Below are 14,919 nucleotides of genomic sequence, written 5' to 3'. Positions count from 1 at the left end.
GCCTCCGGTTATTCCAGGGTGAAGGTGATTTCTTCGTCTTTCAGCTTCTGATCGCTGAGTTCGTCAAACTCCTCGTCACGCTCAGTCACCGGTTTCTTCCACAGTGAGAGCATCACGCCGCAAATCACCGTGCCGATCCCCAATGCCAGGCAAAACAGCAGCGGGTGTGTGAAGAGTGGGACCACGAACATGCCGCCGTGCGGAACCGGACTTTCGACACCCCATACCATAATCAAGCCGCCCGCCACCGCTGATGCCACCACACAGGACCCAACCACACGCAACAGGTCACGTGCCGCAATCGGTATAACGCCTTCGGTAATCATGCAGATCCCCATCGGGAATGCCGCCTTCAGTGCCTCACGTTCGGCCCGGGTGTACTTGTGGCGCGTCAGCAGGAAGGAGAGCGTAATGCCGAACGGTGGGATCATCGACCCGACAAACTTGACCGCTTCAGGGCCATACACGCCGCTAACCAGCATGCCATCCGCAAACAGCGACATGGTTTTATTTACCGGTCCGCCGAAGTCGAATGTCGCCATTGCGCCGAGGATCGCCCCCATCAGAAAACGGGACCCACCCTGCATGGACTCCAACAGGTGGATCAGCGCGTCCTGCAGCCAGGCAATCGGCTTGCCGATCAGCGTCATCATCAACAGACCGCCAATCACAGTACTCAACACCGGTAGCACCATGATGGGCATCAGCCCCTGCATTGATTGCGGTAAACGGATATAACGTTTCAACAGCAGAACGGTGTAGCCAACCAGAAACCCGCCAAGCATTCCGCCAATAAAACCGGTATGAATTTCGCCACAGACAAAACCGACAATCAGACCCGGCGCAAATCCGGGGCGATCGGCAATGGAGTAAGCAATCGCCGCGCTAATCAGCGGCACAATCAACCCCATCCCCCAACCACCTATCTGGTTGAGCATCCAGGGTATTGTCCCGATTTTTTCACCCACGTTAGTGCCGCCAAGTATTTGCCCCAGAGCAATACAGATCCCAGCGGCAACAATTAACGGAATCATCCACGAAATCCCCGTTAACAAATGCTTTTTAACTTCCTGAGATAGCGGAATTTTATTTTCACTCATGTGAAACCCCTCCAAAATGAGGATCGCTACTGGTTTGCGTTAACTAATGATTTTTCAACCTTTTCAAGAAACTGAACCGGTGATTTTATGACTATTTCCGTTTTCACTCGCACAATGCGTTTATTTGAAAACCGTTCCTCACCTTTTATTTTTACATCCACAGCAAGAATCACGACATCTGCAGATGAAATATCCTCTGCCAGCAATTCATTTTCCGTTCCGATAGTGCCCTGGGTTTCAACTTTAATATTATGACCAAGCGCTTTAGCACCTTTAATTAATTTCTCACGGGCAATATAGGTGTGCGCAATACCCGCCGTACAGGCGGCAACACAAACAATATTCATAACATGCTCCACTTTTTATTTAGCAGACATTGGATTCAGCATATTGGCTAAATAGCTCAATAATTTTCTGTGGACTGCTTTCGATCAGTAATTGTTCAATAATATCTTCGTCAGCCAATGCTCCGGCAACCTGCGAGAGCAGACGAATATGCGTGGTGTTCTGATCTTCAAGACGAACGGCAAACAAAATAATGCACCGCACATTGCTGCCATCCAGCGTTTCCCAGGGAATATCCTGCCGGGTACGCCCAATAGCCAGCGTCGTATTGATCACCGCTGATGATTTTCCGTGCGGGATCGCAATATGATTTTCGAAGCCGGTTGATCCCTCAGATTCACGCTGCCAGACATCCTGAATAAACGTTTCCCGACAGCTAATAGCACCATCTTTTTGCAGAATATCAGTCAGTTCCTCAATCACCTCCGTTTTGTTTGTCGCCTTCATGTCCAAAATAACGCGATTCGTATTAAGTATTTTCGTTATGTCCATCAATCATACCTCATGGAGTTCAGACATTAATTTTCAACGACCAGTGACGTCGCCCGATGTAATTTTTCAGTAATAACCGTTTCCATTACCCGCTTAATATCCGCATCATTGAAGAAGGCGGTGACATACACGACAGGCATAGCAATGGCGGGTAAATTAATGGTCGACACCACCAATTCAATATCGTCCGTCAGCACAGAGGACAAACTACCTGCCGACACCACGCCAACAATGGCCCAGTCCGGAAAGGCACGCAGAATGCGGCTCTTGAGTAAATGGGAGGTGCCAATACCGGTCGAGCAGACCAACAGCACACGCTTACGCGCCATCTGGCGCTCCATTGCCGCCTGAAAGTGGACGGTAAGATATCCCACCTCATCTTCCGATACCGCCCGCTCGCCCCAACCGCTAAACACCCGATTCACCGCGCATTGGGTCAACCGCCAGACGTCCTGCAGCTCGCCTTTGATATCCTCCAGCAGCGGATTGCGAATGCGGATCTGGTAGTTCAGGCGGTTAATCAGCGGCTTAATGTGGATCAGCAATCCGTCATACAGCGCCGTGTCCTGGCTAAGATCGCTGTCGACCATCTCGGCGAAGGTGGCAATCAACCGATGGGTAATCAACCGCGCTTCATCGCTGGAGTGCATATGGCCAATGACGCTTACATCGTTATGCTCCTCAATCACGACGCCAGACGAGATAATATATTGATAAATAAACCAGACTTCGTCTTCCGGCAGTGAATGGGCTATACGTTTTTCTATACGTTGAATCATGCGGCTGGCAATTGAGAAAATGCTCTCATCACATGAAGTGATATTTTCATCTTTTCGCGGTAAGGCATTTCCACGCGTGATGCGATACATCATGATCAGAATATGAGTAAAAATATTGACGTAATACGGTTCGCCTAACGACCAGCACAGATCATTCTCCATTTCCTGCAACAGCGTCTGGACAAATAAAACGTCTTCCTCACCAAAATAATGGACTAGCGCTTTATAGCTCCCCGGGTCAAGACGTGAATAAACCACACTACCGGGTTCATTATGGTTAATCACACCGTTGATCAGTGATGCCATCGCCTGGCGCACACCACTCTCGCTACCTTCGATATGCGTGCCGCTTTGGCTGCGGATCAGCGATAAACCCAGCGGGGCAATCCATGATTCAATCACCTTCAGATCGTTAACTATCGATGCACTGCTGATAAAATAACGTTCGGACAATTTACTGATCGATGTTTCATGTGGCGTTTCGCTTAATAATTGCGAGGCTATCTTGACGCGTCGTGAGTTATTCATCATGCCGTCAGCATCATCACCCTCCGTCCCTAATAACTGGTCTAAATATAAAAGATCGGTAATATTATCGGCACTTAATATCACACCTGCGCCAGCACGCTTATCAATGGCTATTTTCCATTCCGATAACCACTGTTCCAGTAAACGCAGATCGCGTTGTACGGTCTTTTCCGAAACAGATAAATGCTCAGCAATTTTCAACAGTGTGACATATTCCTTCCGGGACAGAAGAAACCTTAATAATCTGTTTTGTCGCGAGGTAATCATTTGCATTATTTACCCTTATTACACACCAGATTAAATATCTAAAGAAGCATTTATGCTCCACGTGTAATCCGTGATGATAAATATAAAAGGACTACGATGATGCAACAATACTAAATCGTGTCCTGTATTCCGGACAGAAATAAGACAAAAAAGGGAATAGTGAGATATTTACAGCGCAGATCACATTTTTTTCATGTATTAGAGTGACAGCGATCGCAAATATGGATAGGTAAAAATTTAAGTCAGGATATTTTTTCTTTTCAGATCTGGAACGCTGTACGCACCGTAGGCCGGATAAGACGCAATGCGTCGCCATCCGGCACCACATTCACATGCGCTTATAGGGTTATCTTCAACATATCTTCCTCACCAGGCGTAACCACCGTTCCCCACGCGCTGCACACAGATGAACCGCCCTGCACATCGCTAACCTGCGGAATATTACGCAGACACAGCGTCCAGTTACGCGCTTCACCGACACCCTGCACGGTCAGCGTATTGCCCACTCGTACTACCTTCAGCGTGAAGATAACCGAGCCGTCAGACGCCGGAACTTCACAGAGCGCTTCACGCCCTTCCTGCAGATGGAACAACTGAAACGCGGTCCCTTCGTGCCAGGCGTAATCCGGCTTCTGATTATTGTTCCCCAGCGCCAGCAGCGTGTTATCCCTCACATACACCGGCAGGCTCAGGAAGTCGTGCCGCTGCTTATGCCAGCGACTGCCTGTTATCTCGTCATTACGCCACAGGTGCGTCCAGTCACCTTCCGGCAGGTAAAATTGCACGTCACCGGTTTCCGAGAACACCGGTGCCACCATCACGCTATCACCCAGCATGTACTGACGGTCAAGATAATCACACGCCGGATCGTCCGGGAACTCCAGCATCATCGCCCGCATCATTGGCGTGCCATGGGTACTGGCGCGAACCGCTTCACGATACAGGTACGGCATCATGCGGCATTTTTGCTCAGTGAAGAAACGCACCACATCGCAGGATTCATCATCGTACGCCCACGGCACGCGGTAGGATTTGCTGCCGTGCAGGCGACTATGGCTGGAGAGCAGCCCAAACGCACACCAGCGTTTATAGACATGTGCTGGCGCAGTATTCTCGAAACCACCAATATCGTGGCTCCAGAAGCCAAAGCCCGACAGGCCGATAGATAAGCCGCCGCGCAGACTTTCCGCCATCGATTCGTAGTTGGCATAGCAATCACCTCCCCAGTGCACCGGGAACTGCTGTGCACCGACAGACGCAGAGCGGGCAAAAAGTACCGCCTCTTCTTCTCCCACCGTCTCTTTCAGTACGTTCCACACCAACTGGTTGTAGATGAACGCATAATGGTTATGCATTTTTTGTGGGTCAGCGCCGTCAAACCACTGCACATCCGTTGGGATACGTTCGCCAAAATCCGTTTTGAAGCAATCGACGCCGATATCCACCAGGCCTTTCAATTTGTTGGCATACCACTCGCAGGCCGCAGGATTCGTGAAATCATAAATCGCCAGCCCCGGCTGCCACTTATCCCATTGCCACAGAGAACCATCAGGGCGTTTAAGCAGATAGCCTTTCTCTTTCAGCTCGTTGAACAGCGGCGATTTCTGGCCAATGTACGGGTTGATCCACACACAGACCTTTAACCCTTTTTCTTTCAGGCGACGGATCATCCCTTCCGGATCCGGGAACGTCGCCGGGTCCCACTCAAAATCACACCACTGAAATGCCTTCATCCAGAAGCAGTCAAAATGGAAGACATGAAGCGGCAGGTTGCGTTCGGCCATACCGTCGATAAAGCTGTTCACCGTCGCTTCATCATAATTGGTGGTGAACGATGTGGTCAGCCACAGGCCGAACGACCAGGCGGGCGGCAGCGCCGGACGACCGGTAAAGCGGGTATAGCGATCCAGCACCGCTTTCGGCGTTGGGCCGTCGATGACGAAATATTCCAGATACTCGCTTTCAACGCTGAACTGCACTTTCGACACTTTCTCAGAGCCAATTTCAAACGACACACACTGCGGATGGTTCACCAGCACGCCGTAGCCGCGGTTGGTGAGATAAAACGGGATGTTCTTGTAAGACTGCTCAGTACTGGTGCCGCCATCGCGGTTCCAGGTTTCCACCGTCTGACCATTACGTACCAGCGCAGTAAAGCGCTCGCCCAGCCCGTACACCGTTTCACCGACGCCCAGATCCAGGCGTTCAAACATATAGTTTTTCCCGCTGTTGGTGTCCTGGACATAGCCGTTATTTTTCAGCTGGCTGCCGGTAATACGTTCGCCGTTACGCAGGAAATCCAGCGACCAGAACTCGCCTTTAGTGACCCGCACGCTCAAATTACCGCTCTTCAGTTCGACAAATTCAGCGGTGTTTCGCATCTCGACGCTGATGTCCTGCAGCACGTTCAGCGGGTAATGCGGGCCGGTATCCAGCGCGCCCTGGAAGTGTTCCATACGCACCCCAACCACGCCTTCCTGCGGCGAGAAAAAGCGCAGGGTGAAGAGTGGAGTATCCAGTTGCCATGTACGTTCACGCACATCGCGCGGCGCAACGTAGACAATCATCTCGTTACCCTGCTGTTCAACCTCGAACACCTGAATCGGGTGAGTTAAATTCAGGCCAGGCTGCGTCAGCCAGTTTCCGTCGCTAATTTTCATCGTCAGTTCCTTAGTTCTGTCATTCTTTCGTCGTAAAATCCTGCTGATTGCGGCGCGCGCCCTGAGCCAACTGACTCATAATTTCCGTCAGATACGGGGTTTTCAGGGTGTAGAAACGTTTGGCAATCACGGCACTCAGCAGGTAGCAAATGGCCGGGACAATCGTGAACAATGCGATAATGATGCTAATGGTGGCGCTATTTTGGGTTTTCGCTGCGGCATCGTAGCCGCCGCCCGCCAGCATCCAGCCGATCATCGCCCCGCCAAGCGCCAGGCCCAGCTTGAGCACGAACAGCGTTCCCGCAAAGCTGATACCCGTCAGACGTTTTCCGTTGCACCACTCGCCGTAATCAACGGTGTCGGACATCATTACCCACTGGATTGGCGTCACGAGTTGATGCAGTACGCCAATCACGAAGATGAAAGCGAACATGGTGAGGTTGGCGTGCATCGGCACGAAGAACATTGCCAGGCTGATGACCGCCAACAGGGCATTCGTCCACCAGAAGACACTCACTTTGCATTGCCAGTCAGTCAGCGGTTTTGCCAGCGCAGAGCCGATCAGATTGCCGACACAATAGGTGGTGAGGAAGGCCACAAACACTTCCGGCTTGCCCAGAATCCAGGTGACGTAATACATCATCGCCCCGCCGCGAACGCAGACGGCAAGGATGTTGAGAATGGTCAGCAGGCCGACGATGCGCCATTGATCGTTTTGCCAGATATCACGCAGGTCTTCACGCATTGAAGTGCTGCCCGGCGGCGCTTTCACACGTTCTTTGGTGGTGAAGAAGCAAAACGCCAGCATCAGGAACGCCACGACCGAGAGCACGGCAATCCCGCCCTGGAAGCCCAGCGCTTTATCTTCACCGCCAATCAGATTAACCAGCGGCATCATCAGCACGGTGGAGAGCATGCCGCCCGCCGTCGCCAGCACGAAGCGCCATGACTGTAGGGAGATGCGCTGCGTGGGGTCATTAGTGATCACGCCGCCCAGCGCACAATAGGGAATGTTCACCACGGTATAAAGCAGGGTCAGCAGCGTGTAGGTGATTGCGGCATAAATCATTTTGCCGTGCAGGCTGAGATCCGGCGTGCTGTAGGCGAGCACACAGACCAGACCAAACGGCAGCGCACCAAATAGCACCCACGGGCGGAATTTCCCCCAGCGTGAACGGGTGCGGTCGGCGAGCAGTCCCATGCAAGGGTCTGAGATGGCATCCAGCGCGCGGGCCAGTAAGAACATGGTGCCGACAAATCCGGCCGGAATACCAAAAATATCGGTATAGAAGAACATCATATATAACATGACGTTATCGAAGATAATGTGGCTGGCGGCATCACCCATGCCGTAGCCAATCTTCTCTTTAACGGACAAAATCTCACTTTTCATTACTCATCCTTGTTAGCACTTTCACACGCACTGATACCGGTTACAGTTCTTGTAAACCATCCCTGTGAGCGCGGGTATTGCGATATCTCGTTATCAAATTACGATTCTTATTTTCTGTGATCGGGGTAGCGTCGAAAAATGTGTCGAAGTGTAAGCGATGGATTTTGTAGAGATTTATTTGAAACTGGTCATGGTAAGGAGAAAGGGAAGTTAAAAAAGTGAGTGAGGGGGTGTGGAAACCGTAGGAAGTAGCTATAATGCGCCCCGCCTCCATGTAGCAATCGAGGCGCGGAAGATCGTCATCTCCGGTGAGGTGGCTGGACTTCAAATCCAGTTGGGGCCGCCAGCGGTCCCGGGCAGGTTCGACTCCTGTGATCTTCCGCCAATTAACCTCGTCTGAACTCTCCCGAAGTCAACAAACCCCTTCGAATCCCTTGTATATCAGGATTTCTTTGCATCCAGAGGTCAACCGACTTCAACCCGTATCAAGTTGTTTTTGGGGGTGCTTTAGGGGGTGTTATTTCCTCTTGAAATATCCGCACCCCCATAATGGAATAAATGTGATACATAACAACGGCTTTTAACAACATCTTTGTTATAAAAGGGGTGCATTGGGGGTATCGGGTTAGTTACTGGCAGAAATCCCCTCAGGAGCATGGATTCATCAAAAGCCGGAGGATGTCATGGCACTAACCGATGTTAAAGTGAAAACCGCAAAGCCAAAAGAAAAGCCCTATAAGCTGGCTGATGGCGGCGGTATGTATCTACTAATTAACGCTAATGGTTCCAAATACTGGCGAATGAAGTACCGATTTGCTGGTAAAGAAAAGATGCTTTCTATTGGCGTTTATCCCGATGTTTCACTGGCCGACGCGCGCGAAAAACGCAGTGAAGCCAGAAAAATTCTCGCTGCGGGAGGCGATCCGGGCGAGGTAAAGAAAGAAGAGAAAGTGGCCCAGCAAATGACTCTGAAAAACACTTTCGAAGCTGTTGCTCGAGAGTGGCATCAGACGAAAGCCGATCGCTGGTCATTACGATATCGTGATGAAATCATCGATACCTTTGAGAAAGACATTTTTCCCTACATTGGCAAGCGCCCTATTGCCGAAATCAAACCAATGGAGTTACTGGAAACACTGCGTAAAATGGAGAAACGCGGAGCACTGGAGAAAATGCGCAAGGTCCGCCAACGCTGTGGTGAGGTGTTCCGCTATGCAATTGTCACAGGTAGGGCCGACTACAACCCCGCTCCCGATCTTGCCAGCGCGTTAGCAACACCGAAAAGAGTGCATTTCCCCTTTCTTACTGCCAATGAACTTCCTTATTTCCTTAACGATCTGGCAGGCTATACCGGCAGTATTATCACTAAGACTGCCACTCAGATCATTATGTTAACCGGTGTTCGCACGCAAGAACTGCGTTTCGCACGCTGGGAGGATATCGATTTTGAGACAAAATTATGGGAGATCCCAGCAGAAGTGATGAAGATGAAGCGGTCACATATTGTGCCGCTCTCAAAACAGGTCATTGAGCTGTTTAAACAGCTTGAGCCGATCTCAAAACACCACCCACTGGTCTTTATCGGTAGGAACGATCCTCGCAAGCCAATTAGTAAGGAAAGCATTAACCAGGTCATTGAATTGCTGGGATATAAAGGCAGGCTGACGGGACACGGTTTCCGCCACACGATGAGCACCATTCTGCATGAAGAAGGCTTCAACTCAGCGTGGATCGAAACGCAGCTTGCTCATGTGGATAAGAACGCAATTCGTGGGACATATAACCATGCACAGTATCTGGATGGACGTCGGAAGATGATGCAGTGGTATGGGGATTACATTAGTAAAATTGGAAAACCCAAGTTAATAAATGTCTCGTAATTAATAGTCTTGAGTGGATCCTGACGCAAAATCCAGTGCCATTCTGAAACAGAATCTTGGCATGATCTTTACTCCCTGAACGGAGGTGGTACCGATGAAAAATCGCCATTCACCGAAGAGTAGATTGTCTTAGCCCTGAAGCAGGCCGAACTGGGTACGCCGGTGCCTGAGGCCTGCCGTAAGCTGGGCATTTCTGATGCGACGTTCTATACGTGGCTCAAGAAATACGGTGGTATTTCACCCTCTGAGATGAAGCACGTACGCCAGCTGGAAGAGGAAAACCTGTGGCTGAAGAAACTGATGGCCGATCTGAGCCTCGACAAGGTGATACTGCAGGACGTGCTGGCAAAAAAAACCTGACGCTGGCACGGCTGCGCGAATGAGTCTGGGAGCGGCAGGTGCGTTAACGGATAATGCCACCGTGGGGTCATTCAACGGCAGGTTACGCTAGGAGTGCCTGAATGAGAACTACTTCATGTCGCTGGAGGATGCACGGTGCAAAATCGATGCATGTCGCATACCCTATAATCAGAGGCGTACCCATTCTGCACTGGGCAGGATGACGCCAGCAGAATTTGCTGAGATGTCTGCCGGTTGCCAGAATATGCGGCCAACATGAAGCCGGTTATTCCTGATTACGGCTGGCTCATATCCGGGTCAGGGTCACTTTCAATGAGCCGAGTATAGTTGATGCTACTAAAACCAAGTGTGTAGTTCTTAATGCAGTTTGAGTATACTCAGAACTGAGCAAGATCAGAAATCAACACAGTATGATAAGATAATGATTCAAAATGATTTATAATAAGTGAAGTTAAGATTTTTCTAAAAACTAAAAGCCACAAATGTGTTATAAATCATAAATAAATCTTCACAATCATATCTTTTCGTTGTTAAACATTATTAATTTCAGAGAGCAACATGACCGTACAACCAACACGAGTCTTGCCACAAAATTCAATTCAAGCAATTGAAAAAGAACTGATTTTGTTAGGCCTAATGCAGACAGAACAGCTTGGCTACTTTTCATTAGTTGGTGGGCGTCACGGCTTTGTTGCAACCTCTCGCTGGAACACAACCATTGAGTCCATTAGAAATACTTTAGATAATCCAACCCAAGGCAATAAACATGCCACCCTGCAAGCTCTAAAGGCCATAACAATTAAAATAATAACAGGCGCAAATCATTACTATGCTATTGATGAGATCGCTACAGGAAGCGAAACACGGAAACTTTCGAATCTTATAACGCTCATGAGTGAACCAGGGCGTGAAAATGAATTTAGTAAGGTATTCCCTTCAAGGTTAACAGAAGAAAATGGTCTTCCAGCTTATGCAGGGCATCACCTAGCAGCAGTTGAAAAATTGTCAGATGGAATAGCCTTGATTTATGCCCATGTGCAGATAAAAAAAATACCTAAAGGTAAATATGCTGGGGAAACTTATTCCGAACAATATTTCAACACAGTCTTCATTCCCAATACACTGAGCCGAATTGAGTATCGCATTGATCGTAAGCTTGGCTCAAGGGCGGCAGCAAAAGCCATGGAAGAGATTAGATATGAATTTTTGGCTTTGCTAAACCTGAAAGATATTAATCTTCAACTTACATCTGTTAATTTTTATAAAGCTATTAACAATGCCTATCAGGATAAGAACTACGGGCGTGTTGTCCAAGCGGATGCTGTAAATGCCATTAATGATGAAGACGCGAACTTTAGATGTAGAAGTGGTAAAAAATATGATGCTCGATATAGAAAAATAGTAAGAACCGAAACTGGTACTGATGTTGATATGCCAATCGAGTTTTACTGCGTTTGCGTTCGCTTCGATTACACTACAGGGAGCGAAGAGCATTTTAACGAAATTGGGTTTGAAACAACTCGCCAAAACTACATGAATAAGCAATTTTGTGGGAGTTTTTTTATGACCCAGCAGTCAGATAATGTTCCACACATGGGGGTGATAGATGACATCCTCAAAAGAGCTAGATAATATAATGTTATCTTTACTAGCTGAACAGAGAAGAAAAATCAATGATATTTCTTCCGGCTCCCTTCTCGCCAATGGCGAGAAGATTGCCATGTATAATTCTTTGATAGATTATATAGAACTAAATTATTCCTCAATTGAAATCTATACGCCAGCAACCTTACGTAAAGCTACACATTGCAAAAATGATGACGACCTTTATCAAGTTGTTCAATACTTCAGTGGCGGGTATTCAAAGTTATTTGATGTTAAATATTGTTATTATCAGGAAAGACAACAACTTGAAATCAGAAAGGAAGAATTTTTAAGTTACATTGAGATGAAAATAGAACCTGTTGATAAAGATGGTGTTCAAATTGAAGATTTTGATCCTGATAACTTATCATTTTATTGTGTAATTAAGAATGGAAAATAAATTACAACTAGCCTCCCTAGTAAGCAGAACATTCTTTTCGAGTGAAAATTCTTTTATTGAAAAATTATATGAAGATATTCACAGCATTATAGAGCGCCTCGAAAAAAGCAGTGATAAATATTACTGTGATGACGAGGACAAAATAACCAATGCTATAGTTCTTACCTTATGTGAACTAGGATATGATGCAACCGAACAAACCAAGCAGAATGGTTCTGTAGATATCACTGTCAAGCCTAAAGACAACTCATTCACATGGATTGGAGAGGCTAAAATAGGTTATGCAAATACCAAAATATTTGAAGGGTTATTACAACTATTATCTAGATATATTAAGAGAGATAAGAACGCAGGTCTTCTTATATATTTTCAAAATAAGAAATCGCACACATTATTCAATGCCTGGTTAAAATATCTATACCATCAGGAATGGATAAATTATTGCGTTAAACAGGGGATTTTAGATGAAGTCACTCCATTGATCGGTCACTTACAAAAGCAAGATTTTAAAAAAAATGACAATTATTTCCATGACTTATCTGTAATCAAACCCTGTGGTAAACCAGTAGAAATTAGAATGTTTTATGCAGATTTAAACCATAACCCAGTGGACAAAAGTGGAGTTAAAAATCAATCTTTAAAATTAGGTCAAGCGAAAAATACCCTTAGAGGCTATTGCCAGAAATGGGATGATAAAGATTTCAGCACATCCGACTTAACTAGTTTATTTGAAAGCCTCAAACTTTTTATTGATTTTGATTAAACCAACTAACAATAGCAGGAAAATAGCTTGCAAATAATAAATTAATGTTTTTGCAACACCCCTCATCTAATTACAATACTTGTCGAGTACTATTTCCACCGACATCAATCAATCATCCCTCTATAGTTTTTATTTTTTTGCCACCATAAAATTACAAAATGACCTTTCGGATGCATTTTTCAAGGCATACATTAACATTAAGTAGCGCCATATGTAAGTATCCAGTGACCTCCCCTAAATAACTGTTCTAAATATTAGATCACATAAAGGGAACTCAGCCCGGATTGTGCGCTCTGATCAATCGCCAAACATCACAAACCAACAACCGGACTGAGCGATGCCGATCATAGCACCAATACCCCGTACTGAACGACGCCTGATGCAGAAAACAATCCACAGAACACACGACAAGAACCATGCCCGCAGACTGACCGCCATGCTGATGCTGCATCGGGCCGCTGCGTCAGCGACGTTGCCAGAACCCTCTGCTGCGCCCGTTCATCTGTGGGGCGCTGGATTAACTGGTTTACCCTGTATGGTGCGGAAGGCCTGAAATCCCTGCCTCCGGGTCGTGAGCGTCGCTGGCCGTTTGAACAGATTTGCTTATTGTTACGTCAGCTCGTAAAACGTTCTCCTGATAACTTCGGATACCAGCGCTCACGCTGGAGTACGGAACTTCTGGCAATAAAAATCAACGAGATAACAGGCTGTCAGTTACATGCTTCAACGGTTGGCCGCTGGTTACCTTGCGCAGAGCTGGTATGGTGCAGGGCCGCTCCCACACTGCATATCCGTGATCCACATAAAGATGAGAAGATGGCGGCTATCAATGGAGCGCTGGAAAAATGTAGTGCGGAAAAACCCGTGTTTTACGAAAACCATCAGCTCATTCCCCGGAGGTAAACATGGGCAGTCAAAAGTGTAGCGGTATTCGGATCAGTTATTTAGGATTAGATACAACTGTCAGTTAGTAATATCAGTATGTTGACTTGAAAAAACCATACTGGCTGCTTTTGTATAACTATGGAAAAATGGAGAGTGGAATATCAGGGCAACGGAGGGATGTTTATGTTGGCTTTTCATAACTGGCTGTCTGGGATCGCAGGCGGAAATAATTTTGTCTACATCAAACGGCTGTCCGCCAATGATACTGGAGCAACTGGCGGTCATCAGGTCGGGCTTTATATCCCTTCAGGCATTGTTGAAAAGTTGCTTCCATCCATCAACCATACACATGAGCTGAACCCTTCAACCCATCTCACTGCGCATGTTTTCTCACACCAGTGTCCTGATAGTGAGGCACGGGCCATCTATTACAACAACCGTTTTTTTGGCGGGACCCGGAATGAAAAGCGTATCACACGCTGGGGAAGAGGCAGCCCACTGCAGGATCCTGAAAATACTGGAGCCCTGACGATCTTGGCCTTTAAGCTCGATGAACAGAGAGGCGATTGTTCGTCTGTGGAAATCTGGGTCTGCGTCAGCCCTGATGAAGAGGATATTATCGAGTCCGCTATCGGTGAAATTATTCCCGGAACGCTGATATCCGGGCCTGCAGGAGAAATTCTCGGAGGTCTATCTCTTCAGAATGCACCTGTGAATCACAAATATGCTATCCCTGAAGACTGGAAAAGGCGTTTTCCGACAGGAAGTGAAATAATTCAGTATGCCGCTGGCCATTACGTGAAAAACGCCGACGATCCGGATGAACAGCTTATTGACCGTCGGCGAGTCGAGTACGATATCTTTTTGCTGATTGAGGAATTACATGTACTGGACATCATCCGAAAGGGATTTGGTTCTGTGGATGAGTTTATTGCGCTGGCCAACTCTGTCAGTAATCGTCGTAAATCCAGGGCAGGAAAGTCATTAGAACTGCATCTTGAACACCTTTTCGTTGAGCATGGTCTGCGGCACTTCGCTACGCAGGCAGTCACTGAAGGTAATAAAAAGCCTGACTTTTTGTTTCCGTCTGCGGAGGCTTACCATGATGTAGAGTTTCCTGAAGAAAATCTGCGTATGCTAGCCGTGAAGACAACCTGTAAAGACCGCTGGCGCCAGATACTGAACGAAGCAGATAAAATCTCGCAAGTGCACCTGTTTACGCTACAGGAAGGGGTTTCTCAGACTCAATATAGAGAAATGCAGGATGCAGGGGTCAGGCTGGTTGTGCCATCGTCGTTACACAAAAAATATCCAGAAGCGGTTAGAGAAGAATTGATGACGTTGGGAGCGTTTATTGCGGAACTTACTGGGCTCTATGCAGAGCTGACGTAGGCACTACCTGGCATGAACATGCAACAACATG

At 47.5% G+C, this 14,919-nt stretch carries 12 protein-coding genes, 1 tRNA gene and 2 pseudogenes; 9 read left to right on the top strand and 6 right to left on the bottom strand.

The window, feature by feature from the left end; all coding sequences use genetic code 11:
• Positions 1-8: 8 nt before the first annotated feature.
• From QMN38_RS15845 to QMN38_RS15820, 6 genes are all read right to left on the bottom strand, one after another.
• Positions 9-1,100 carry a PTS fructose transporter subunit IIC gene (locus tag QMN38_RS15845; RefSeq protein WP_271442008.1) on the bottom strand — a complete coding sequence of 364 codons (1,092 nt, stop codon included), beginning with the start codon at positions 1,098-1,100 and terminating at the stop codon, positions 9-11.
• A 26-nt stretch (positions 1,101-1,126) separates the two neighbouring features.
• Positions 1,127-1,447 carry a PTS fructose transporter subunit IIB gene (locus QMN38_RS15840; RefSeq protein WP_271442007.1) on the bottom strand — a complete coding sequence of 107 codons (321 nt, stop codon included), beginning with the start codon at positions 1,445-1,447 and terminating at the stop codon, positions 1,127-1,129.
• A 19-nt stretch (positions 1,448-1,466) separates the two neighbouring features.
• Positions 1,467-1,937 carry a PTS sugar transporter subunit IIA gene (locus tag QMN38_RS15835; protein ID WP_271457316.1) on the bottom strand — a complete coding sequence of 157 codons (471 nt, stop codon included), beginning with the start codon at positions 1,935-1,937 and terminating at the stop codon, positions 1,467-1,469.
• Positions 1,938-1,963: 26 nt separating this feature from the next.
• A complete protein-coding gene (locus QMN38_RS15830) occupies positions 1,964-3,517 on the bottom strand; it encodes a BglG family transcription antiterminator (RefSeq protein WP_323605328.1) in 1,554 nt (517 codons plus the stop codon).
• 332 nt (positions 3,518-3,849) lie between these two features.
• The gene (yicI, locus tag QMN38_RS15825; RefSeq protein WP_323605327.1) at positions 3,850-6,171 is read right to left on the bottom strand and encodes an alpha-xylosidase; all 2,322 of its coding nucleotides are present in this window, start codon (positions 6,169-6,171) and stop codon (positions 3,850-3,852) included.
• A gap of 19 nt (positions 6,172-6,190) precedes the next feature.
• Entirely contained in the window at positions 6,191-7,564 is a 1,374-nt protein-coding gene (locus tag QMN38_RS15820) for a glycoside-pentoside-hexuronide family transporter (protein ID WP_271442004.1), read from the bottom strand.
• 290 nt (positions 7,565-7,854) lie between these two features.
• Between QMN38_RS15820 and QMN38_RS15815 the strand changes: the two genes are divergently transcribed.
• The 9 genes and pseudogenes from QMN38_RS15815 to QMN38_RS15780 all read left to right on the top strand — a co-directional run bounded on the left by QMN38_RS15815 (position 7,855) and on the right by QMN38_RS15780 (position 14,888).
• Positions 7,855-7,949: transfer RNA gene (locus QMN38_RS15815), tRNA-Sec, on the top strand.
• Positions 7,950-8,247: 298 nt separating this feature from the next.
• Complete coding sequence (locus QMN38_RS15810; protein ID WP_323605326.1) at positions 8,248-9,444, top strand: tyrosine-type recombinase/integrase; 1,197 nt, start codon at positions 8,248-8,250, stop codon at positions 9,442-9,444.
• Positions 9,445-9,567: 123 nt separating this feature from the next.
• Positions 9,568-9,798 (top strand): annotated as a pseudogene (locus tag QMN38_RS15805) (transposase); the annotation flags it as partial.
• Between the two features lie 103 nt (positions 9,799-9,901).
• Positions 9,902-10,063: an integrase core domain-containing protein gene (locus QMN38_RS27005; protein ID WP_416348265.1), complete on the top strand. Its 162-nt coding sequence runs from the start codon at positions 9,902-9,904 to the stop codon at positions 10,061-10,063.
• Between the two features lie 299 nt (positions 10,064-10,362).
• Positions 10,363-11,436, top strand: a complete 1,074-nt coding sequence (locus QMN38_RS15800; RefSeq protein WP_323605325.1) for a hypothetical protein — start codon at positions 10,363-10,365, stop codon at positions 11,434-11,436.
• On the top strand, positions 11,411-11,848 hold the full coding sequence (locus QMN38_RS15795; RefSeq protein ID WP_048241915.1) for a hypothetical protein: 438 nt from the start codon (positions 11,411-11,413) through the stop codon (positions 11,846-11,848). The genes QMN38_RS15800 and QMN38_RS15795 overlap by 26 nt, the downstream gene beginning before the upstream one ends.
• On the top strand, positions 11,838-12,611 hold the full coding sequence (locus tag QMN38_RS15790; RefSeq protein WP_053071105.1) for a hypothetical protein: 774 nt from the start codon (positions 11,838-11,840) through the stop codon (positions 12,609-12,611). The genes QMN38_RS15795 and QMN38_RS15790 overlap by 11 nt, the downstream gene beginning before the upstream one ends.
• 337 nt (positions 12,612-12,948) lie before the next feature.
• Positions 12,949-13,490, top strand: a pseudogene (locus QMN38_RS15785) (helix-turn-helix domain-containing protein); the annotation flags it as partial.
• A 189-nt stretch (positions 13,491-13,679) separates the two neighbouring features.
• Positions 13,680-14,888, top strand: a complete 1,209-nt coding sequence (locus QMN38_RS15780) for a type II restriction endonuclease (RefSeq protein ID WP_048241913.1) — start codon at positions 13,680-13,682, stop codon at positions 14,886-14,888.
• Positions 14,889-14,919 lie beyond the last annotated feature (31 nt).

This window comes from Citrobacter sp. R-1.5.2, from assembly GCF_035064245.1.
In the GTDB taxonomy this organism is placed as follows: Bacteria; Pseudomonadota; Gammaproteobacteria; order Enterobacterales; family Enterobacteriaceae; genus Citrobacter.
Note: the sequence above shows the minus strand (reverse complement) of the source record. Positions and strands in the feature narration are given on the sequence as shown.